General features: G+C 71.3%; 19 protein-coding genes and 1 tRNA gene. 4 read left to right on the top strand and 16 right to left on the bottom strand.

All coding sequences use genetic code 11. The annotated features are described in order from the left end of the window. Nucleotides 1-88 precede the first annotated feature (88 nt). Entirely contained in the window at nucleotides 89-781 is a 693-nt protein-coding gene (locus tag BEK98_RS17000) for a LuxR C-terminal-related transcriptional regulator (RefSeq protein WP_094217354.1), read from the bottom strand. Nucleotides 782-1079: 298 nt separating this feature from the next. On the opposite strand from BEK98_RS17000, the gene BEK98_RS16995 reads away from it, so the two are divergent. After that, nucleotides 1080-2369, top strand: a complete 1290-nt coding sequence (locus BEK98_RS16995) for a COG1470 family protein (RefSeq protein ID WP_094217438.1) — start codon at nucleotides 1080-1082, stop codon at nucleotides 2367-2369. A gap of 151 nt (nucleotides 2370-2520) precedes the next feature. Here BEK98_RS16995 and BEK98_RS16990 read toward each other — a convergent pair whose 3' ends face one another. The 5 genes from BEK98_RS16990 to BEK98_RS16970 all read right to left on the bottom strand — a co-directional run bounded on the left by BEK98_RS16990 (nucleotide 2521) and on the right by BEK98_RS16970 (nucleotide 7423). Next, on the bottom strand, nucleotides 2521-3369 hold the full coding sequence (locus BEK98_RS16990) for a DMT family transporter (protein ID WP_094217353.1): 849 nt from the start codon (nucleotides 3367-3369) through the stop codon (nucleotides 2521-2523). Beyond that, entirely contained in the window at nucleotides 3366-3881 is a 516-nt protein-coding gene (locus BEK98_RS16985) for a YbaK/EbsC family protein (RefSeq protein WP_094217352.1), read from the bottom strand. Before BEK98_RS16985 ends, BEK98_RS16990 begins: the two co-directional genes overlap by 4 nt. A gap of 66 nt (nucleotides 3882-3947) precedes the next feature. Next, complete coding sequence (locus BEK98_RS16980; protein ID WP_208643124.1) at nucleotides 3948-4322, bottom strand: hypothetical protein; 375 nt, start codon at nucleotides 4320-4322, stop codon at nucleotides 3948-3950. A 163-nt stretch (nucleotides 4323-4485) separates the two neighbouring features. Next, nucleotides 4486-6714, bottom strand: a complete 2229-nt coding sequence (locus tag BEK98_RS16975; protein ID WP_094217351.1) for an MMPL family transporter — start codon at nucleotides 6712-6714, stop codon at nucleotides 4486-4488. Nucleotides 6715-6817: 103 nt separating this feature from the next. Next, nucleotides 6818-7423 (bottom strand): TetR/AcrR family transcriptional regulator, encoded by a 606-nt coding sequence (locus BEK98_RS16970; protein WP_094217350.1) that lies wholly within the window; start codon nucleotides 7421-7423, stop codon nucleotides 6818-6820. A 167-nt stretch (nucleotides 7424-7590) separates the two neighbouring features. On the opposite strand from BEK98_RS16970, the gene BEK98_RS16965 reads away from it, so the two are divergent. Next, entirely contained in the window at nucleotides 7591-10896 is a 3306-nt protein-coding gene (locus BEK98_RS16965) for a S41 family peptidase (protein ID WP_094217349.1), read from the top strand. A gap of 114 nt (nucleotides 10897-11010) precedes the next feature. Here the strand turns inward: BEK98_RS16965 and BEK98_RS16960 are convergent, their stop codons facing one another. From BEK98_RS16960 to BEK98_RS16945, 4 genes are all read right to left on the bottom strand, one after another. Continuing rightward, nucleotides 11011-11256: a hypothetical protein gene (locus tag BEK98_RS16960; protein ID WP_094217348.1), complete on the bottom strand. Its 246-nt coding sequence runs from the start codon at nucleotides 11254-11256 to the stop codon at nucleotides 11011-11013. Between the two features lie 88 nt (nucleotides 11257-11344). Continuing rightward, nucleotides 11345-12229, bottom strand: a complete 885-nt coding sequence (locus tag BEK98_RS16955) for an SDR family oxidoreductase (protein WP_094217347.1) — start codon at nucleotides 12227-12229, stop codon at nucleotides 11345-11347. Continuing rightward, complete coding sequence (locus tag BEK98_RS16950; RefSeq protein ID WP_094217346.1) at nucleotides 12226-13164, bottom strand: alpha/beta fold hydrolase; 939 nt, start codon at nucleotides 13162-13164, stop codon at nucleotides 12226-12228. Before BEK98_RS16950 ends, BEK98_RS16955 begins: the two co-directional genes overlap by 4 nt. Continuing rightward, nucleotides 13161-14744, bottom strand: coding sequence for a flavin-containing monooxygenase (locus BEK98_RS16945; RefSeq protein ID WP_094217345.1), 1584 nt, complete (start codon nucleotides 14742-14744; stop codon nucleotides 13161-13163). Before BEK98_RS16945 ends, BEK98_RS16950 begins: the two co-directional genes overlap by 4 nt. Nucleotides 14745-14946: 202 nt before the next feature. On the opposite strand from BEK98_RS16945, the gene BEK98_RS16940 reads away from it, so the two are divergent. Beyond that, on the top strand, nucleotides 14947-15567 hold the full coding sequence (locus BEK98_RS16940; RefSeq protein WP_094217436.1) for a MerR family transcriptional regulator: 621 nt from the start codon (nucleotides 14947-14949) through the stop codon (nucleotides 15565-15567). 31 nt (nucleotides 15568-15598) lie between these two features. On the opposite strand, the gene BEK98_RS16935 is transcribed toward BEK98_RS16940, so the two are convergent. Further along, on the bottom strand, nucleotides 15599-16402 hold the full coding sequence (locus BEK98_RS16935; RefSeq protein WP_167444187.1) for an exodeoxyribonuclease III: 804 nt from the start codon (nucleotides 16400-16402) through the stop codon (nucleotides 15599-15601). Nucleotides 16403-16473: 71 nt separating this feature from the next. Between BEK98_RS16935 and BEK98_RS16930 the strand changes: the two genes are divergently transcribed. Further along, the gene (locus BEK98_RS16930; RefSeq protein ID WP_094217343.1) at nucleotides 16474-16950 is read left to right on the top strand and encodes a GNAT family N-acetyltransferase; all 477 of its coding nucleotides are present in this window, start codon (nucleotides 16474-16476) and stop codon (nucleotides 16948-16950) included. Nucleotides 16951-16999: 49 nt separating this feature from the next. On the opposite strand, the gene BEK98_RS16925 is transcribed toward BEK98_RS16930, so the two are convergent. From BEK98_RS16925 to moaC, 5 genes are all read right to left on the bottom strand, one after another. Continuing rightward, nucleotides 17000-17073 (bottom strand) — tRNA-Ala (locus BEK98_RS16925). A 93-nt stretch (nucleotides 17074-17166) separates the two neighbouring features. Continuing rightward, nucleotides 17167-18405: a divisome protein SepX/GlpR gene (gene sepX / locus BEK98_RS16920; protein WP_094217342.1), complete on the bottom strand. Its 1239-nt coding sequence runs from the start codon at nucleotides 18403-18405 to the stop codon at nucleotides 17167-17169. 184 nt (nucleotides 18406-18589) lie between these two features. Continuing rightward, a complete protein-coding gene (locus BEK98_RS16915; RefSeq protein ID WP_208643123.1) occupies nucleotides 18590-19222 on the bottom strand; it encodes a GNAT family N-acetyltransferase in 633 nt (210 codons plus the stop codon). Between the two features lie 20 nt (nucleotides 19223-19242). Next, nucleotides 19243-19743: a MogA/MoaB family molybdenum cofactor biosynthesis protein gene (locus BEK98_RS16910; RefSeq protein WP_094217340.1), complete on the bottom strand. Its 501-nt coding sequence runs from the start codon at nucleotides 19741-19743 to the stop codon at nucleotides 19243-19245. Then, the gene (moaC, locus tag BEK98_RS16905) at nucleotides 19740-20219 is read right to left on the bottom strand and encodes a cyclic pyranopterin monophosphate synthase MoaC (RefSeq protein WP_094217339.1); all 480 of its coding nucleotides are present in this window, start codon (nucleotides 20217-20219) and stop codon (nucleotides 19740-19742) included. Before moaC ends, BEK98_RS16910 begins: the two co-directional genes overlap by 4 nt. Between the last annotated feature and the right edge of the window lie 38 nt (nucleotides 20220-20257).

Genomic DNA, 20257 nt, shown 5'->3' with positions numbered 1-20257 from the left:
CGGTGCGCTTTCGGGCAGTGCCGGGTTCCCCGCCGCTGCCGGGGCGGCTGTCCGCCCGGCCCTCGGCCCGGGCCCACGGCCCCGTCCGTCAGATCAGTCCGTTGCGCAGCGCGTAGCCGACCGCATGGGCCCGGTTGCGCAGCTGCAGCCGGGTGATGATCTCGTGCAGGACGTTCTTGACGGTCCGTTCGGAGTACGCGGTCTTGCGGGCTATCTCCGCGGTGTCCAGGCCCTCCGACACCAGGCGCAGCATGTCCGCCTCGCGCGTCGTCAGGGTGGACAGCGACAGGCTCCCCGGGTCGAGCGCCGAGCGCTGGATGCTGCCGACGTGGGTGAGCAGCTTGCCGAGCAGGTCGCCGGGCAGCACTCCCTCGCCGTTGGCTATCGCCTGGACCAGGTGGAGGAGCTGGTCCTGATCGGCCTCGGCGCGGCGCAGCACCGCCGCCACGCCGCACTCGATGACGCGTTGCAGCCCGCCGGCCCCGAGGGTGCCGACCACGAGGCCCGTGTGAGTGGCGTTGTTGTGCCGCAGCCGGTTGAGCAGGGCGGCGACATCGTCGTCGACGCTGTCCACGACCACCAGCGACACCTGGGCCCGGTCCGCGTCGGCCTCGTCCACCAGGTCGACCTCGGGGCGCTGACGCAACTGTTGGACGACGCCGATACGCAGGACGGGATCGGCGGCGTAGACGGCCACGGTCACCCGGTTCGGGCGAGCGGAGCGGGGGGTCCGGTGGGTCGAGCCGATCTGAGCGGGCGCATGTGACAAGGCGTCGGACATAACGGAGCCGTTCTCCTCAACTCGTAACATGACGTACCTGTTTCGTGAGTTCGTGGGGGGTAAGAGGTGCACTCGAGGCGACCACGGGAGGGCGACGCCCGGGAGGCGGCGCGCCACATCAACGACCCGCTGTCACAAAGACGTTCGATTTGACTTACCGGGCACCGTGACTGCCCGGGTGTTGCCCTCGCGTTCCTCGCTACGCTCAGGGGCGCTCTCCTACCGTGCTGGCGTGACGCCTTCCGCAGCCCCTTCCGGACCCGGTGCGCCCGGCCTCGACATCCCGGCCGTGACGGTGATGCCGGGTGACATCGCCACCACCACCCTGACCGTGCGCAACGACAGCGACATCGTCGAGGCGTACAGCCTGGAGGTGGTCGGGGACTGTGCTCCCTGGACCACGGTGGAGCCCGCGCGCGTCTCGCTGTATCCCGGCACCTCCGAGACGGTGACGATCCGTCTGACGCCGCCGCGCTCCCCGGAGATCCGGGCCGGTGACAAGCCGCTCGGCGTACGGGTCCTGCCGGCCGAGCACCCCGAGTCGGTGCGGGTCCTCGAAACCACCGTGCACATCGAGGAGTTCCACGAGCTCCAGACCGAGCTGGCCCCGCGCCGTCGGCGCGGCTGGCTGCGCGGCCGCTACCGGCTGGCCGTACGCAACCAGGGCAACACCCCGGTGCAGGTGCGCTTCACTCCGGGCCAGGCCGGCGAGGAGCTGGGGTTCGCCTTCACCCCCGCGGAGCCGAAGCTCGAGCCCGGCGAGTCGACGGAGGTCGTACTGCGGGTCCGCACGGCCAAGCCGGTGTGGTTCGGCAATCCCGTGGTGTGGCCGTTCACCGTGGACACCGCCGAAACCGGGGACCAGGCGGAGGCGACGGACACCAGGCAGGACGAGCCCGCCGTACGGGCGCCGCTGGACGCGGAGTTCGTCCAGATTCCCGTCTTCCCGAAGTGGCTGCTCGCGCTGCTCGCCGCGCTGCTCGCGCTGTTGCTCGCCTGGTTCGCGCTGGTCCGTCCGGCGGTGCGCAGCGCCGCCAAGCAAGCGGCCAACGAAGCGGTCCAGCCGCGGCCCACGCCCCCCGGGGGCCAGGGCGACGGGAGTTCTCCGGGCACCGGTTCGGGCGGCAAGCCCGGTGGCCAGGCGTCGGGGGCACCGTCCGGATCCGGCGGTGCCGGCACCTCGGGGGACGACGGCACCTCGGGCGGCAACGGCACCTCCGGTGGCGACGGCCAGCAGAGCTCGGCGACCATCGACCTGAAGACGTCCGCCGGACAGACCAGGACCGGTACCTACAAGGTGCCCGAGAAAAGCGTCTTCGGGGTCACGGACATCGTCGTCGCCAACTTCCAGGGCGACGAAGGGGTGCTGACGATCACGTTCGGCGAGCGCAAGATCACCACGATCGCGCTGGAGACCTTCCGGAACCAGGACTATCACTGGGTGACCCCCATCAAGATCCCCGCGAACGACACCGTGACCATCGACGTGACGTGCGCGAAGCCGGGCACACCGGCCACGGGCCGTCAGGCGCAGGGGTGCCACGAGGTCCTGAACGTCAGCGGAGTGCTCAGCCGAACCAGGGAATGAACCGGGCCTTCCGATTCCGGGACATTGTCGATCGTTACTGACGGCTTATGTAAAGCGTTAGATTTTGTTCCGGCCGGAAATCGGCAATCCGGGACCAAAAACCACACCCTTACCGGAAGGAACAGGTCACTGCCGTATGCCGGGGCGCGCGCTACCCCGCGTGCAGCATCAACCCGATCCCGACGACCAGCAGGCCCGCCGCCGCGATCCGGGGCGCGCCGAAGCGCTCCTTGAAGAACAGGGCCCCGATGGCCGCGCCCACGATGATCGAGGACTCGCGCAGGGCGGCGATGGGGGCGAGGTCGGCGCGGGTCTGGGCCCACAGGACCAGGCCGTAGGCGGAGACGGAGAGCGCGGATCCCAGGAGGCCGAGGGCGGCGAAGGGGCGCAGCACGGCCACCGTTTCGCGCCGCCAGCGGCAGCAGACGGCGTACGCGGGGATGGCCACGCCCTGCGCGATCATCAGCCAGGCGGTGTACCCGAGCGGGGAGCCGGAGGCGCGCACGCCGAGCCCGTCGACGACCGTGTACGAGGCGATGGACAGCCCCGTCGCCAGCGCGGCCCCGATCGCCGCCCACGGGGGCCGGCGCCCACGCAGCCCCCACAGCGCCACGCCGGTCAGGCCGGCGCACGACAGGGCGATACCGGCGGCCGCCCAGCCGTTGGGCACCTCGTGCGCGAACACCGCCGCGAACACGGTGACCACCAGCGGCGCGCTGCCCCGCGCGATCGGGTAGGCCTGCCCGAAGTCACCCAGCCGGAACGACGTCATCAGCAGCACGACGTACACGAGGTGGATGACCGCCGAGACGAGCAGATACGGCCACGCCCCCGCCGCCGGGAACGCCGCGAACGGCGCCAGCAGCAGCCCGATGAGCACACCGCCCGCCAGGATCAGCGTGAACCCGACCAGCTTGTCGGTGATCCGGTGCGCGATGGCGTTCCAGCTGGCGTGCGTGACCGCGGCGAACAGCACCGCCGCGGTGACCAGCGGCGTCACGCGGTCTGCTCGCGGACGTCCACCAGGTCGGCACCGGCGTGGGCGACCAGTTCCTTCGGCTCGACGGGGAAGACCGTGTGCGGCGTCCCGGCCGCCGCCCACACCACGTCGTGCGCGAGCAGCGAGCGGTCGGCGAGAACACGGGTGCGGGTACGGTGCCCGAAGGGCGGCACACCACCGATGGCGTACCCGGTCGTCTCGCGCACGACGCCGGCGTCGGCCCGCGTGACCTTCCCGGCCCCCAGCACCCCCCGCACCCTCTCCACGTCCACCCGCGAGGCCCCGTCCATCAGCACCAGCACCGGCACCCCGTCGGCGGCGAAGACCAGCGACTTGCAGATCTCGCTCAGCTCACACCCGATCGCGGCGGCGGCCTCGGCGGCGGTACGGGTGGCTTCCGGGAAGCGCCGGGTACGGGCGAGCAACTCCTCCAGACCGAGCGCGCGAAGGGCTTCGGCGAAACGGGGGTGTGCTCCGGACTCTTCGGCGTCAGTGGCGGCTGTCGTCGTCATGCGGGGCACGGTAGCGGTGGGTGTACGGCGCACGCGACCGAGTTGTCCGAGCGACCGGAGCGAGCTTCAGCCGACCTGGACCCACGTCCACACCGCGAGGCCGGCCGGTACCGGGCAGGCGAGGGCGCCCGTCAGAAGGAGGCGGGTGAGCGGGGTGAGGCGGCGGACGCCGGGGGTGAAGGCCAGCGCGGTCAGGGCCGCGGCGGCGCCGGCGACGGTCAGGGCGTACGGCAGCACGAAGCCCCGGACCTCCGCCCAGGACATGCCGTCCGCCAGGCCCCACAGCGTCACCATGCCCACCAGGAACGTCAGCCAGCCCAGCGAGGCCAGGGTGAGGATCCAGAGCAGGGCGGCCAGCAGGCCCACCGCGGTCTCGCCTCGGCTCTTTCGCGGAGTCGGCCGCGCGGGGCCGTACAGGGTCGTATACGTCTCGGGGTTCACGGGACGATCCTGCGCGGAGGGCCGCCGGTGCGGCATGGGCGCGGATACTCAGCCCCTGCCCCCAGGTACTCAACCCGTCCTGCCCGGCCTCGGCCACGAAAGAAGCCGGTGAGGGCGCCCCGTCCCCACGGACCCTCACCGGCGGTCTTTCAGCGGCGGTACGTCAGACGCGTACCAGCTCCCGTTCCCCGTCGGGGTCGGCGTCCCTGCGCTCCTCGGCCGTGCGCAGGCCCTCGCCCTCGACGTCGACGTTGGGCAGGGCGCGGTCCAGCCACCTGGGCAGCCACCAGGCCTTCTTGCCGAGCAGCGCGAGCACCGCCGGGACGATGGTCATGCGGACGATGAACGCGTCGAAGAAGACGGCGATGGCGAGGCCGAAGCCGATCATCTTGATCATCGACTCGCTGGAGCCGATGAAGCCGGAGAAGACAGCGATCATGATGATCGCGGCGGCCGTGACGACGCGTGCGCTGTACTTGAAGCCGGTCACGACGGCCTGGGTGGGCTTCTCCCCGTGGACGTACGCCTCCCGCATGCGGGTCACGAGGAACACCTCGTAGTCCATGGCGAGACCGAAGACCACGCCGACCATGAAGATCGGCATCATCGACATGATCGGGCCGGTCTGCTCGACGTTGAACAGGCTGGACAGCCAGCCCCACTGGAAGACCGCGACCACGGCGCCGAGGGCCGCCAGCACACTGAGCAGGAAGCCGAGGGCCGCCTTCAACGGGACGAGGATCGAGCGGAAGACCACGATCAGGAGGAGGAAGGCCAGGCCGACGACCAGGGCGAGGTACGGCAGGAGGGCGTCGTTCAGCTTCTGCGAGAAGTCGATGTTCATCGCCGTCGAGCCGGTGACCAGCACCTTCGCGTCGGTCGCGGAGGTGATGCCCGCGCCCTTGTCGCGGATGGCGTGGACCAGGTCCTCGGTGGTGGTCGAGGACGGCTTGGAGTTCGGGATGACGGTGATCGTCGCGGTGTCGCCGGCCTTGTTGGGCATGGCCGGAGTGACCGTGACGACGTCCTTCAGCCCCTTGATCTCGTCGCCGACCTTGGTGAAGGCCGCCTTGGGGTGCGCGCTGTCCTTGGCGTCGACCACGACCATCAGCGGGCCGTTGAAGCCCGGTCCGAAGCCCTCGGACAGGAGGTCGTAGGCGCGGCGCTGGGTGGTGGAGACCGGCTGGGAGCCGTCGTCCGGCAGGCCCAGTTCGAGGGAGGCGGCCGGGACGGCTGCCGCGCCGAGGCCGATCACACCGAGGAGGAGGACGGCGACCGGGCGCCGTACGACGAAGCTCGCCCAGCGGGTGCCCATGTTGGGACGGCCGGCCTTCTTGGGGTTCTTCGGCTTGCGGCCGCCGCCGAGCAGCTTGCTCTTCTCGCCGGCCGGCTTGATCCTGCGGCCCGCGTAGCCGAGCAGCGCCGGGATCAGGGTGAGGGCGATGAGGACCGCGATGGCGACCGTACCCGCGGCCGCGACGCCCATCTTGGTCAGCATCGGGATGTCGACCACGGACAGGCCGACCAGGGCGATGACGACGGTCAGGCCCGCGAAGACCACCGCCGAGCCGGCCGTGCCGACGGCCCGTCCGGCCGCTTCCTCGCGCTCGCGGCCCTCGGCCAGTTCGGCACGGTAGCGGGAGACGATGAAGAGGGCGTAGTCGATGCCGACGGCGAGGCCGATCATCGAGGCCAGGGTGGAGGTGGTGGTGCCCAGGTCGAGGGCCTTCGCGAGCGCGGTGATCGTGGAGACACCGATGCCGACACCGATGATCGCGGTCAGCAGCGGGAATCCGGCCGCGAGCAGCGAGCCGAAGGTGATGACGAGGACCACCGCGGCGACCGCGATGCCGATGACCTCACTGTTGCCGGTCTCGGGCGTCGCCTGCAGCGCGTCACCACCGACCTCGACCGTGAGCCCGGCGTCCCGCGCGTCCTGCGCGGCCTCCTTCAGCGCGTCGCGGGAGGAGTCCTCCAGCTCCATGCCGGAGACCTTGTACTTCACCGAGGCGTAGGCGATCGTGCCGTTCTTGCTGACGGCGTGCCCGGTGTAGGGATCGGCGACGGAGACGACCTCGGAGCCGCTCCGCAGCTCCTTGACCGTCTTCTTGACGGTCGCCTTGTTGTCCGCGTCCGTCATCTTCTCGCCGTCCGGCGCCTTGAAGACGACCCGTGCGGTCGCGCCGTCGGCGCTCATGCCGGGGAAGCGCTGTTCCAGCAGGTCGAAGGCCTTCTGGGCCTCGGTGCCCGGGATGGAGAAGGAGGAGTTGCCGGCGGCCGGCGCGGAGGCCGCGCCCACCCCGGCGAGGGTGAGCAGCGCGACCCATATGAGCGCGACGAAGTGCCGTCGCCGGAAGGCGAGCCGGCCGAGTTTGTAGAGGAACGTGGCCACGAGGGCGTACTCCCGGTCAGGTCGTGGGGTTCATCTGGGCAGGGGTGATCAGCCCGACGACGTGAGCGGTGACGTCAGTTGGTGGGCTTGCTGGGGAGAGGGTTCAGCTGGTGGTGACGCCGAGGGCGGGGAGGACCACGGCGTCGATGTACGAAATGAGGAAGGTCTGCGTCGGCGGCTGCTCGTCGATCAGGGTGCGAGCGGCGAACGCGCCGATCATCATGTGCATCACGTAGTCGATCGCCGGGTTGTCCGCGCGGACCTCGCCCCGGTCGATCGCCCGCTGCAGCACACGACGGAACTCCGCCATCTCCGGCTCGATGAGATGGTCACGGAACGCCTTCAGGAGATCCGCGTTGCCGTGCATCGCCATGGCCAGACCCCGCATCAGGGCGGAGTTCTGCTCCATCTCGCAGTCGTCCGAACGCAGGGTGAGGGCGTGCAGGTCGCCCTTGAGCGACCCGGTGTCGATCTCGCCGAGGCCCATGGCGCCCGGCTTGCTGTGCCGCACCGCCTTCGCGACCAGTTCGGCCTTGCCGCCCCACTGGCGGTAGAGCGTGGCCTTGCTGGAGCGGGTGCGGGCGGCCACGGCGTCCATGGTGAGGGCGTCGTAGCCGACTTCGCGGAGCAGTTCGAGCACGGCCTCGTACAACTCGGCCTCACGTTCGGGCGTGATCCGACTGCGACGCGCGGTGGCGACCTCAGTCATGTCTCTCACCTTCCCGACGCGGTTGCCCGCTCCGAACGACACTGTTTCGTACGTGACGAATGTACCGCAGCCACAAGCGAAACGAAACCGTTTCGTACGTGTGTTGCCTCACGCCTGTCGGTTTTCCATAAGTTGCTGGGCCTCCTCGACCGGAAAAGCATGGTGAGGTGAGCTATCTGCGCTTCCCCCACCTCAACGGCGACCTGCTGTGCTTCGTGGCCGAGGACGACCTGTGGCTGGCCCCCCTCGACTCCCCGGACCGCGCCTGGCGGCTCACCGTGGACCGCACCAAGGCCGGCCCTCCCCGCTTCTCGCCCGACGGCCGCCAGATCGCGTACACGACCTGGCGCAGCCTCATGCCCGAGATCCACCTCGTCGGCACCGAGGGCGGACCCGCGCGGCAGCTGACGTACTGGGGCAGCATCGACACCCAGGTCTGCGGCTGGACACCGCCCGACGAGCAGGGCCGGAGCGAGATCCTCGCCGTCGCCTCCCACGGCGAGCCCTTCTCCTACTACACCTGGGCCTACAAGGTGTCCCCGGACGGCGACCCCGGCCGCAAGCTGCCCTGGGGCCCGGTCTCCGACATCCAGGTCGCCGACATCGACGACGTGCACATGACCCTGCTGCTCACCGGCACCCCGCCGCACGAACCGGCCTCCTGGAAGCGGTACCGGGGCGGCGCGATGGGGCGGCTGTGGCTGCACGGGAAGCGGCTGCTGGAGGGGATCGGCGGGCATCTGGCCTCGCCCATGTTCGTCGGCGGCCGGATCGCCTTCCTCTCCGACCACGAGGGCGTCGGCAACCTCTACTCCTGCGCCCACGACGGCTCCGACCTGCGCCGCCACACCGACCACGACGCCTTCTACGCCCGCAACGCCGCCGGCGACGGCACCCGGGTGGTCTACCAGTGCGCGGGCGACCTGTGGCTGGTGGACGACCTCGCCGCGAACTCCGTACCGCGCAGGCTCGACATCCGGCTGAGCGGCCCGCGCGCGGGGCGTCGCAGGTACCAGGTGCCGGCCGCCCAGCACGTGGACGGCATCTCCGTGGACGAGACCGGGCGGGCCGGCGCCGTCGTCGTGCGTGGCAGCCTGTACTGGCTCACGCACCGGGACGGCCCCGCGCGCACGATCACGGACACGCCCGGCGTACGGGTCCGGCTGCCGGAGATGCTCGGCTCGACCGGGCAGGTGGCGTACGTGACGGACGCCGAGGGCGAGGACGCCATCGAGCTGGCCCAGCTCCCCCGCGCCACCGGCGACCGCGCCCCACGCCGACTGGCCTCGGGCCGGCTGGGCCGGGTGCTGGAGATGGTGTCCGACCCGCTGGGCGAGCGGCTGGCGATCGCGTCGCACGACGGGCGGCTGCTGTTGATCGACGTGGCGGACGTGGTGGAGGGGGCGGAGGGAGCCGGCGAGGAGGCCGGCGAAGGCACCGCAGACCCGAACGGTCAGGTCACCGAGCTGATCCGCTCCATCAACGGGCCCGTCCGCGACCTCGCCTTCTCGCCCGACGGCTCCTGGCTCGCCTGGTCCCAGCCGGGCATCGGCCGCTCGCTGCGGCAGATCAAGCTGGCCCGTATCAAGGACCGGCTCATCGTGGACGTCACCAACGGCCGTTTCGAGGACGAGAACCCCGTCTTCACCCGCGACGGCCGCTACCTCGCCTTCCTGTCCTGGCGCGGCTTCGACCCGGTGTACGACGTCCACACCGGCGACCTGTCCTTCCCGCTGGGCTGCCGCCCGTACCTGGTCCCGCTGTCCTCCGCGACCCCGTCCCCGTTCGCCCTGAACCCCGAGGGCCGGCCGGCGGCGGGCGGGCTCGACCCCGTCGAGGACGAGGAGAGCGGTGAGGGCGGCACCGTGACCGTGGAGGTGGAGGGCCTGGAGAACCGGGTGACGCCGTTCCCGGTCATCGCCTCCAAGTACTCCGCGCTGTATCCGGTCGCGGGCGGTGGCCTGGTCTGGCTGCGCTGGCCGATCTCCGGCGCCCTCGGCGAGACCTTCGTCAACCCGGCCGACATCAGCGGACGGCCGACGCTGGAGTACTTCAACATCACCAAGGCGAAGAAGTCCGAACTGGTCGACCATCTGGACTGGTTCGCGGTGAGCGGGGACGGGACCCGGCTGGTGGTGGTCGACGAGGGCGATCTGCGGGCGGTACCGTCGACCGAGTCCGGCGACAGCGACACGACCGTCTGGATCGACCTGCGCCGCATCCTGCACCAGGTCGACCCGGCCGCCGAGTGGCGCCAGTCGTACGAGGAGGCAGGCCGTCTCATCCGTGCCTACTTCTGGGACCCCGGCATGTGCGGCATCGACTGGAACGCCGTGCTCGACCAGTACCGGCCGCTCGTCGAACGGGTCGCCTCCCCCGACGAGTTCGCCGACCTGCTGCGCGAGGTCCTGGGCGAGCTGGGCACCTCGCACGCCTACGTCACCGCCGCCCGCCGCAACGAGGGCCCGGCCCACTACCAGCGCCGGCAGGGCCTGCTCGGCGCCAACTTCGTACGCCGGAACGGGGGCTGGACGGTCAAGCGCATCCTGCCCGGCGACTCCTCCGACTCCAAGGCCCGCTCGCCGCTGGCCGGGACGGGCATCCACGAGGGCGCCGTACTGACCCACGTGGACGGCCGTCCGGTCGATCCGGTGGCCGGACCGTACCCGCTGCTCGCGGGCTCGGGCGGGACGACCGTGGAGCTGACCTTCGCCCCGGCCGAGGGCGAGAGCGGCGCGGCCCGGCGGGTCGCCGTCGTCCCGCTCGTCGACGAACGGCCGCTGCGCTACCAGGACTGGGTCACCAAACGCCGTGAGGTCGTACGGGAGTTGAGCGGCGGCAAGTGCGGTTACCTGCACATCCCCGACATGGGCGGCTCGGGCTGGGCCCAGTTCAACCGGGACCTGCGCATGGAGGTGTCCCGGCCCGCGCTGATCGTGGACGTGCGCGGCAACGCCGGCGGGCACATCAGCGAACTCGTCATCGAGAAGCTCACCCGGACGATCCTGGGCTGGGACCTGACCCGCGACGCGCAACCGGTGTCGTACACCTCGAACGCGCCCCGGGGCCCGGTGGTGGCCCTCGCGGACGAGGCGACCTCCTCCGACGGCGACATGATCACCGCCGCCTTCAAGCTCCTGAAACTCGGACCGGTCGTGGGACAGCGCACCTGGGGCGGAGTCGTCGGCATGACCGGCCGGCACCGCCTCGGCGACGGCACGGTGATCACGGTGCCGATGAACGCCGCCTGGTTCGACGCCTACGGCTGGTCCGTGGAGAACCACGGCGTCGCCCCCGACCTGGAGATCCAGCGCACCCCCCTGGACTGGGCCGAGGGCCGGCACGCCCAGCTCGACGACGCCGTACAGCTGGCCGTCGAGCTGCTGGACACCAATCCCGCGGCGATCCCCCCGGACTACAGCGACGTACCGGACCGTTCGAGGCCGAAGCTGCCGCCGCGCCAGAAGCCTTGAACGACGAAGCGGGGAGCCCGGGCACGACGAAGCGGGGAGCCCGGGCACGACGAAGCGGGGTGCCCGGCGATATCACCGGGCACCCCGCCTCAGGGGTGAAGTCGAGCGCGGCGACTAGGCGTCGTAGTCCCGGTCGAGGCGGTCCTTCATCTCCTGCTCCGTGTCCTCGATGTCACGGAAGTTCTGACGACCGCGCTCGGGCTGCTGGCCGCGCTGCTCCTGGCCACGCTGCTGCTGGCCGCGCTGCGGCTCCTGACCGCGCTGCTGCTGGCCACGCTGCGGCTGACCGGCCTTCTCACGGGCCTGGCCGAGCTTCTCCTGGGCCTGCTGCTTCTGACTGGGCTTGTCCTTCATACCCATGTGGGTTCACTCCCGTAGTGAGTGGGGGGTTGACCCCTCGGTGGGGCCTCGACCAGATTCACATGGGGGAACACGCGGCGCACGTCGATCAGTTACGGTGCGTAGCACTCGCCGCTTCGTCCGCCGCCCCACCTGCGCCGACGAGTCCGGAGCGCATCCCTTCCAGACGGGGCGCGAACCGCTGCATCTCGCGCTGTCCGACCCTGCCGATGAGCGCCGGCAGATATCCGCGCACCCCCTGCATGCCGCGCAGCCACCACTGTCCGTACACGTGCGCCGAGCGCCGCTCGATGCCGGCGACGATCCGGTCCACCGTCGGGCCCAGCGGGTACGTCTTGTTCGCCGGCCACAGCAGCCGCTGCCTCAGCTCCCGCATGACATCGTCCTGGTCGGCCCCGCGCACCATGTCGGTGTCGGTCCAGGACAGGTACCCGACGCCGACGCGCACGCCCTGGTAGCCGACCTCGGCGCGCAGGCTGTGCGCGTACGCCTCCACGCCCGACTTGGAGGCGCAGTACGCCGTCATCATCGGGGCCGGGGTCATCGCGGCGAGCGAGGCTATCTGCAGCAGGTAGCCGCGGCTCTCGGTGAGCACCGGCAGGAAGGCCCGGGCCGTCACCGCCGAACCGATCAGGTTCACCTCGATCACCCGCCGCCAGGCCTGCGGATCGGAGTCGACGAAGGGCCCGCCGGTCGCCACACCGGCGTTGGCGACGACGATGTCGACCTTGCCGAACCGTTCCTTGACCTCCTGCGCCACCCGGCTCATCGCCTCGTGGTCGGTGACGTCGGCGTACCAGTGCGCGCTGTCGCTGTGCAGCCGCTCGGAGACCTCCTTGAGCGCCTCCTCCTCCAGTCCGACGAGCGCCACCTTGGCACCGCGCGCGGACAGCTTGCGCGCGAGCAACTCGCCGACGCCGCGCGCCGCTCCGGTGACGACGGCGACCTGCCCTTCGAGGCTGACCCTGCTCATGCGCCCTCCTTGATCTGCTGCACGGGGGTGTTCTCTGTGACGTACGTGGTGACGAGTTCCCGGATCCTGCCGGTCACCGACTCCGGGGCCTCGATGGGAGTCATGTGGCCGACGCCGGGGAGTTCGGTGAGGCCGATGCACTGGGGCAGCGCGGCGGCCAGCGCGCGGGCGTGCACGGGGGGCGTGAGCCGGTCGGACGCGCCGTGCACCACCTCGGTGGGCGCGTGCAACTCCCGTACGCCGTGGTCGAGGTCGAGCGCCGCGAGCACGGCGCCCCAGGTGTGGCGCACGACGCGCGGGCAGGCGTGCACGATCCGCGCGCACGCCTCCACCATGTGCGGGGCGGAACCGGCGCCCATGGTCGCGTACTTGAGGATGCGCTTCGCGACGGGCGTGACCGGGCCGAGAGGGGCGCGCGAACCGAGGACGCGCCCGGTGATCCAGGTGCGCACACGCCCGGCGCGCAACGGCACCACGCGCGACTCCGCGACCAGCCGCGAGCTGCCCGTGCTGCACAGCAGGACGGCGGCGGCGTGTTCGCGGAAGCGGGCGCGCGCGGAGGCGGCCATGACCGTCATCCCGCCCATGGAGTGGCCGACGACCAGGGCCTTCTCCCCGCGCGCGAGCGTCTGCGCGAGCACCGCTTCGAGATCGTCCGCCAGCGCCTCGGTGGTGCAGGCGTGGCTCGCGGGGCTACGGCCATGCCCCCTCTGGTCGTAGGCGATCACCCGGTGATCGGCCGCCAGCTCCCGTATCTGCGCCGCCCAGAACGCGGTCGAGCAGGTCCAGCCGTGGGAGAGGACGACGGGCGGCGCGTTCTCGGGCCCGTGCACCTCGACGTGCAGCCGCGCGCCGTCGGCGGAGACGGCCGTGAGCGTACGGGTGGGGGCGGGCGGAGCGTAGGGGCCGGCGGCCACGGAGGTGATACGGCTCATGCGGCGGCCTCGCTCTTCTTCTCGGCGCGCGACGCCTTCTTCTTCTCGGCGGGCGACACCTTCTGCTCCTCCTCGGCCTTCTGCTTCTCCTCGGCCTTCGGGATCACCTCCGCCTTCCGGATCACCTCGTACTCCGCCAGGTCCACCCGCCGGGTCGCGCGCCGGAACTCGGTCGTCGTACCGGGCCAGATGGTGGTGTTGCGGCCGCTCGCGTCGAGGTACCAGCTGGTGCAGCCGCCGGTGTTCCAGACGGTCCGCTTCATGCGCTCCTGGACCTTGCGGTTCCAGTCGTCGACGGCCGTGGGCCGGGCGTCGAGGGCGGTGCGGCCCCCGAGGACGTCGAGCTGGCGCAGGAAGTCGGCCATGTAGTTCAGCTGGGACTCGATCATGAGGATCATGGAGGAGTTCCCGAGGCCGGTGTTGGGCCCGATGATCGTCATCCAGTTCGGGAACCCGGCGGCCGAGGCGCCGCGCAGCGCCTGCATGCCGTTCTTCCAGGACTCCGTGAGCGTGCGGCCGTCCGCGCCGACCACCCGCTCGGCGATGGGCATGTCCGTCACGTGGAAGCCCGTACCGAAGATGATCGCGTCGACCTCGGCCTCGCTGCCGTCGGCGGCGATCACGGTCGAACCGCGGACCTCGCTGAGCCCGCTCGCGACGACGTCCACGTTCGGCTGGGCGAGCGCCGGGTAGTACGCGCTGGACAGCAGGATCCGCTTGCAGCCGATGCGGTAGTCGGGGGTGAGCTTGGCGCGCAGGGCCGGGTCCTTGATGGCGCGGCCCATGTTGCGCTTGGCGAGCTGTTCGATCAGGCCGAGTTCGTCGGGGTGCTTGGTGAACGCCTGCACCTGCAGTTCCCGCAGGCCCCACAGCAGCCCGCGCCGCAGCTGGGTGGTGAACGGCAGCGCCCGGTGCAGCCGGCGCTCGGCGCCGCTGATGGCGCGGTCCACGCGGGGCATCACCCACGGCGGGGTGCGCTGGAAGAGGGTGAGCCGGCCGACCTGGCGCTGGATGGCGGGCACGATCTGGATGGCGGAGGCGCCGGTGCCGACCATCGCGACGCGCTTGCCGCGCAGGTCGTAGTCGTGGTCCCAGCGGGCCGAGTGGAACACCTTGCCGGGGAAGGAGTCGAGCCCCGGGATCGCGGGGATCTTCGGGTCGGACAGCGGACCGGTGGCGGAGACGACGACGTCGGCGGTCAGGGTCCCGCGGGTCGTCTCGATCTCCCAGCGCAGCCGCTCGCCGTCCCAGGTCATCAGCTTGACCTCGGAGTCGAAGCGGAGGTGCGGGCGCAGCCCGAAGACGTCGGTGACATGCTCCAGATAGGCGCGGATGTGCTGCTGCCCGGAGAAGGTGCGCGGCCAGTCGGGGTTGGGCGCGAAGGAGAAGGAGTACAGGTGGGAGGGGACGTCACAGGCGCACCCGGGGTAGTCGTTGTCCCGCCAGGTGCCGCCGACGCTGTCGGCCCGCTCCAGGACGACGAAGTCGGTGATCCCCTCACGGCGCAGCCGCACCGCGGCACCCAGCCCGCCGAACCCGGACCCGATCACCGCCACTCGTACATGCTCGTGCTCGGCCATCCCGGAGCCTCCACGCATCGCCTTGGACTCTGCCAGTGAACACTGGCGCAGTGGGACTGTAGAGCAGCTCCGTACCGAGCGGTAGGGGTTGAGGGGAAGGAAAGTTACCGGCGGTACAACATAGGCTTCGGACGTGGCAGACGACGGCGAACACCAGGACGAGCAGGGCGGCAGGCAGGTCGGTGGAGTGCGCGAATACCGCATGGAGGAGCTGGCCCGCCTGGCCGGCATCACCGTGCGCACGCTGCGCTTCTACCGCGAGCGCAAGCTGATCCCGCCACCCCGCCGCGAGGGCCGTATCGCCTGGTACGACGAGCACCACCTGGCCCGTCTGCGCACGATCTCGGCCCTGCTGGAACGCGGCCACACCCTCAACGGCATCGCGGAACTCGCGGAGGCCCTGGACCAGGGCCGGGACGTCGCCGACCTGCTCGGCGTCGGCACCCCCACCGAGGAGGAACCGGTCCACCTCACCCCCGAGGAACTCGCCGCCCGCTTCGAGGGCCAGGTCACCCCCGAGAACCTGGCCGCCGCCATGGAGCTGGGCTACCTCGGCACCGACGGCGACGAGATCGTCCACATCAGCCGCCGCCTGCTGGACGTCTCCTCCACCCTGGTCCGCGAGGGCATCCCCCTCGCCGAGGTCCTGGGGGCCGCCAAGCGCGTGCGCGAACACGCCGACGCCCTCGCCGAACTCTTCCGCGACCTGATCCTGCGCCACGCCCCCGAGGAGGACCTGCACCGTCTGCGCCCGCTCGCCCGGAGCGTCGTGGAAGCGGAACTGTCCCTGGCGCTGGACCGGCGGCTCAGCAAACGGGGCTGAACGGCCCCCCGCGGTTCGTACGGGGCAGCCCCTACAGGTCGTACACGACGGTCACCGGCGCATGGTCGGACCACCGCTCGGCGTGCGTGGCCGCGCGCTCGACGGACCCCTTGACCGCCTTGGCCGCGAGCCCCGGGGTGGCCATGTGGTAGTCGATGCGCCAACCCGAGTCGTTGTCGAAGGCCCGCCCGCGGTACGACCACCAGGTGTACGGCCCCTCGGCGTCCGGGTGCAGGGCGCGTACCACGTCGACGTAGCCGCCGTCCTCGGCGGTGAGCACCTGGGTGAGCCACTCCCGCTCCTCGGGCAGGAAGCCCGAGTTCTTGGTGTTGCCGCGCCAGTTCTTGAGGTCGGCCTGCTGGTGGGCGATGTTCCAGTCGCCGCAGACGACCACCTGGCGCCCGTCGGCGGCGGCCCGCTCGCGCAGCGCCTTGAGGTGGACGAGGAACTCGCCCATGAAGCGGATCTTCTCGTCCTGGCGCTCGGTGCCGACCTCGCCGGAGGGCAGATAGAGCGAGGCGACGGTGACGCCGGGCAGGTCGGCCTCGACGTAGCGTCCGCTGCCGTCGAACTCGGCCGACCCGAAGCCGACCCGTACGCGGTCGGGCTCGCGCCGCGTGTACAGCGAGACGCCCGCGCGCCCCTTGGCGGCCGCCGGGGCGTGCACGACATGCCAGCCGTCGGGCTGCCGGACCTCCTCCGGCAGCTGGTGCGGCTCGGCGCGCACCTCCTGCAGGCAGACGACGTCCGCGGAGGTCTGGGCGAGCCACTCCACGAAGCCCTTCTTGGCGGCGGCCCGCAGTCCGTTCACGTTCACCGAGGTCACAGTCAGCACCAGGGCACGATACCGGCACACTGGTCGTGGCCCGCGTTTCCCACCCTCTGCATAGAAGTACGATGCCCAGCATGAATATACGTCGTGTTCGTTTCGATCACCCCGACGCCGTCAAGCTCAACGACGAGGTCCAGGCCGAGTACCACGTGCGCTACGGCGACGGCGGCGACGCCACGTCCCTCGACGCCGCCGACTTCGACCCGCCCCGGGGCGTGTACCTGATCGCGTACGACGAGCACGACCGCCCGGTGGCCACCGGCGGCTGGCGCAGCCAGGACAGCAACGAGGAGGGCAACGAGGACGGCGACGCCGAACTCAAGCGCATGTTCGTCGTCGCACAGGCGCGCGGCCGGGGCCTCGCCCGCCGCATGCTCGCCGCCCTGGAGGAGGACGCCCGCGCGGCCGGCCGCGTCCGCATGGTCCTGGAGACCGGCACCAAGCAGCCGGAGGCCATCGCCCTGTACGCCTCCAGCGGTTACGAGCCCTGCGCCAAGTTCGGCTACTACCGCCACTACGAGGACAGCCGCTGCTACGCGAAGCAGCTGTGAACGCGATGAAGCCCCAGTCGGCTACTGCCGACTGGGGCTTCATGATGCGTGGACCTGAGGGGATTTGAACCCCTGGCCCCCTCGATGCGAACGAGGTGCGCTACCGGACTGCGCCACAGGCCCTTGCAACGAGTGAAACTCTAGCATCCTCATCGGGGTGCTTGGAAATCCGTTCCCTGACTGGTCAGAGGCGGGGTTCCGGCGGCGTGACGGCGGTCACTCGTTGGCCGCGCGGGGGCGCTCGCCCTCCTCGTACTGGTCGAAGAGGGGCGTGCGTCCACGCTCGCGTGCCCGGCGTGCGGACGCCGCGCGGCGGGCGTCGCTCCGGCCGTCGGCCGACTTCTCCTCGGATTCGAGCGCCGCCTCACCCTGCTCGGCCTCCGGCGCGTGGCTCGCCTCCTGCTCGGGCGCGACCGAGCTGGACCGCGCCGAACTCCAGGTGTCCGGCGCCCCGAGGTCCACGTCGGAGGTGGCCCGCGGCGCGACCGGCGCGGTCACGTACGTCGGGAGCGGCACCGGCACCGGGTCCCAGCTGTCCCCGTGCCCGGGGCGCCGCTGCCGCTCACGCTGCTGGTCGACCCACTCGGCGTGGTCGGTCTGCTCCACGAGGGCGCGGCGGTCCGCGGCGAGCGCGGAGAGGCCGGTGTCGGTCCCGGTCTCTGGTCCCTCGTCCGGTTCGTCGGCGCCGGGGCCCGCGTCCTGGGTCGCGCGCCGGCGCGGCTGGCGCTCGCGTTCCCGCAGACGCTGGGCCGCGACCTCGGCGCGCCGGCGGTCCATCTGGTAGGCGAACCGGCGGCGCTCCTGGGAGCGCAGATAGGCGATGTACGCGCTGAGCATGACGGCGGGTACGCCGGGCGCCCACAGGAAGGCGAGGCCACCGACGGCGGCGACGATCGCGCCGAGCGTGAAGGCGAGGAAGAGCATCACGGTGGTCCGCCGACGGCGTGCGAGCGCCTTCGAACGCTGGGCGCGCGCCGCGGACGCCTGCGCCGAAGGCGCACGCCGCGCCGCCGGCACGCGCTTCTGCGCGGGGGCGGAGGCGGAGGGGCGCGCAGGGGCGCCGGCCGCGTGATGTGCGGACGCGGAAGGGGACTTGGGCGCCGGGATGACGGGCTTCTCGCGCGCCGGTTCCGGCCGCCCGGGCGCCTCCGCCTCGACCTCCGCGCGCACCTGACGGCGGGTCGGAGGCATGGCGAAGGCCCGGACGTCCACCGAGTCGGTGACGGCGTCCGGATCACTGGCGTCCGGCTCCCCCTCCTGGGCGGAGCGCGCCCGCAGGTCCCTGGCGTACCGGCGCTCCATCCCCGCCCGTCCGGACAGCAGCCGGATGGCGGTGCTGAAGCGTTCCGTCGGACGGGCCTCGTTCAGCTCGTCCTGCCTACGGAGCCACATCGGCACCAAGTAGGCGGCCCAGGCCCCGACAATGACTGCGTAGATGAGGCCGCTGCTGCTCACGCCTCACACGGTAGAGGGGTTTGCGTGAGGCCATCCGCCAATTGGGCCGGTGTGTCGCACGATCTGGCTGATATTTCCAGCTTTTTTTGCGACCGATGCGATCAGCGGACCGTCCGAGGCGCCAATTCAATGCACCGAGACGGTCATCAGCCGATCAATTTCGAACACGTATTCAATTTCGGGCCTAGACGGGATTCCCCGGAGTGTTCTCCTGCGTGTGCCGCGTCCGCTGAGAGCGTGCCCGCTTCCAGCGCCCCAGCAACCCCTCCGGCACCTCTTCCGCCGTGAGCGCGAAGACGAGGTGGTCGCGCCAGGCGCCGTCGATGTGCAGATAACGCGGCCGCAGCCCCTCCTCGCGGAATCCGAGTTTCTCCACGACCCGGCGGCTGGGCCGGTTCTCCGGGCGAATGCAGACCTCGATGCGGTGCAGCCCGACCGTGCGGAAACAGTGGTCCACCACGAGCGCGACGGCCGTCGGCATCACCCCGCGCCCGGCCACCGACTCGTCGACCCAGTAGCCGACATGGCCCGAGCACATCGACCCCCAGGTGATCCCGGCGACCGTCAACTGCCCGACGAGCCGCCCCTGGTACTCGATGACGAACGGCAGCATGCGGCCCGCGTTGGCCTCGGACCGCAGATGCCGGACCATCTGGCGATAGGTCGGCCGGTGCGCGATCGGCCCGCTCGGCGTGGGCGGCGGAATGGTCGCCTCCCAGGGGCGCAGCCAGTCCCTGTTCCGCCGGTTCACCTCACGCCAGGCCCGCTGGTCGCGCAGCTTTATCGGCCGGAGGACGACATCTCCGTCCGCCAGCACGACGGGCCAGGAAGGGCTGTTCAGCTCGCACCCCCACTACTGGGTCTCGGATGGTCGCCGCCGCGGATCTGGTCGACGGCGTGGACCAGCAGCGGCTCCAGGACGGCGAGGCCGTCCCGCACCCCGCCGGTGGAGCCCGGAAGATTGACGATCAGCGTCCGCCCCGCCACCCCGGCAAGGCCCCGGGACAGCGCCGCGGTCGGCACCTTGTCCCGGCCGAACGCACGGATCGCCTCCGCGATGCCCGGCACCTCGTAGTCGATCACCGCGCGGGTCGCCTCGGGCGTGCGGTCGGTGGGCGAGATGCCGGTGCCGCCGGTGGTGACGATGGCGTCGTAGCCGGCGTCGGCACCGGCGCGCAGCGCCGCCTCCACCGGATCCCCGTCCGGCACGACCCGGGGGCCGTCGACCTCGAAGCCGAAGCTCCTGAGGCCGTCGGCGATCAGGGGGCCGCCCTTGTCCTCGTAGACCCCTGCGGCAGCCCGGTTGGAGGCGGTGACCACCAGAGCGCGGTAGCTCATGCCCGGCTCCAGTCGCCCGACTTGCCGCCTGTCTTCTCCTCCACCCGCACGTCCGTGATGACCGCTCCCTTGTCGACCGCCTTGACCATGTCGATCACGGTGAGCGCGGCGACCGTCACCGCGGTGAGGGCCTCTATCTCGACGCCCGTGCGGTCCGTCGTCTTCACGGTGGCCTGGATCTCCACGGCGTCGTCCGCGACCGACAGATCCAGTTTCACACCGGACACCGACAACGGGTGACACAGCGGGATCAGGTCCGGGGTGCGCTTGGCGCCCATGATCCCCGCGATCCGCGCGGTCGCCAGGGCGTCCCCCTTCGGCACCCCCTCACCCCGCAGCAGCTCGACCACACGGGGTGACACCAGGACCCGGCCGCTCGCGCGGGCGGTGCGCGCGGTCACGTCCTTCCCGGATACGTCGACCATGCGGGCCGCGCCCGCGTCGTCGATGTGCGTCAGTCGGTCCTCGGTACTCATGCTGTGCGGCGCTCCCGGTCCGGGCCCGTCACGGTGCG

It is taken from the genome of Streptomyces diastatochromogenes (assembly GCF_002242805.1).
In the GTDB taxonomy this organism is placed as follows: domain Bacteria; phylum Actinomycetota; class Actinomycetes; order Streptomycetales; family Streptomycetaceae; genus Streptomyces; species Streptomyces diastatochromogenes.
The sequence above is the reverse complement of the archived record's forward strand: the minus strand, read 5'-3'. Positions and strand labels throughout refer to the sequence as shown.

Excerpts from the sequence above, each read along its gene's own strand:
- BEK98_RS17000 (WP_094217354.1), bottom strand. The coding sequence starts at position 781 with ATGTCCGACGCCTTGTCACATGCGCCCGCTCAGATCGGCTCGACCCAC.
- BEK98_RS16995 (WP_094217438.1), top strand. The coding sequence starts at position 1,080 with ATGCCGGGTGACATCGCCACCACCACCCTGACCGTGCGCAACGACAGC.
- BEK98_RS16985 (WP_094217352.1), bottom strand. The coding sequence starts at position 3,881 with ATGACGACGACAGCCGCCACTGACGCCGAAGAGTCCGGAGCACACCCC.
- BEK98_RS16970 (WP_094217350.1), bottom strand. The coding sequence starts at position 7,423 with ATGACTGAGGTCGCCACCGCGCGTCGCAGTCGGATCACGCCCGAACGT.
- BEK98_RS16960 (WP_094217348.1), bottom strand. The coding sequence starts at position 11,256 with ATGGGTATGAAGGACAAGCCCAGTCAGAAGCAGCAGGCCCAGGAGAAG.
- BEK98_RS16955 (WP_094217347.1), bottom strand. The coding sequence starts at position 12,229 with ATGAGCAGGGTCAGCCTCGAAGGGCAGGTCGCCGTCGTCACCGGAGCG.
- BEK98_RS16950 (WP_094217346.1), bottom strand. The coding sequence starts at position 13,164 with ATGAGCCGTATCACCTCCGTGGCCGCCGGCCCCTACGCTCCGCCCGCC.
- BEK98_RS16945 (WP_094217345.1), bottom strand. The coding sequence starts at position 14,744 with ATGGCCGAGCACGAGCATGTACGAGTGGCGGTGATCGGGTCCGGGTTC.
- BEK98_RS16940 (WP_094217436.1), top strand. The coding sequence starts at position 14,947 with ATGGAGGAGCTGGCCCGCCTGGCCGGCATCACCGTGCGCACGCTGCGC.
- BEK98_RS16930 (WP_094217343.1), top strand. The coding sequence starts at position 16,474 with ATGAATATACGTCGTGTTCGTTTCGATCACCCCGACGCCGTCAAGCTC.
- BEK98_RS16910 (WP_094217340.1), bottom strand. The coding sequence starts at position 19,743 with ATGAGCTACCGCGCTCTGGTGGTCACCGCCTCCAACCGGGCTGCCGCA.
- moaC (WP_094217339.1), bottom strand. The coding sequence starts at position 20,219 with ATGAGTACCGAGGACCGACTGACGCACATCGACGACGCGGGCGCGGCC.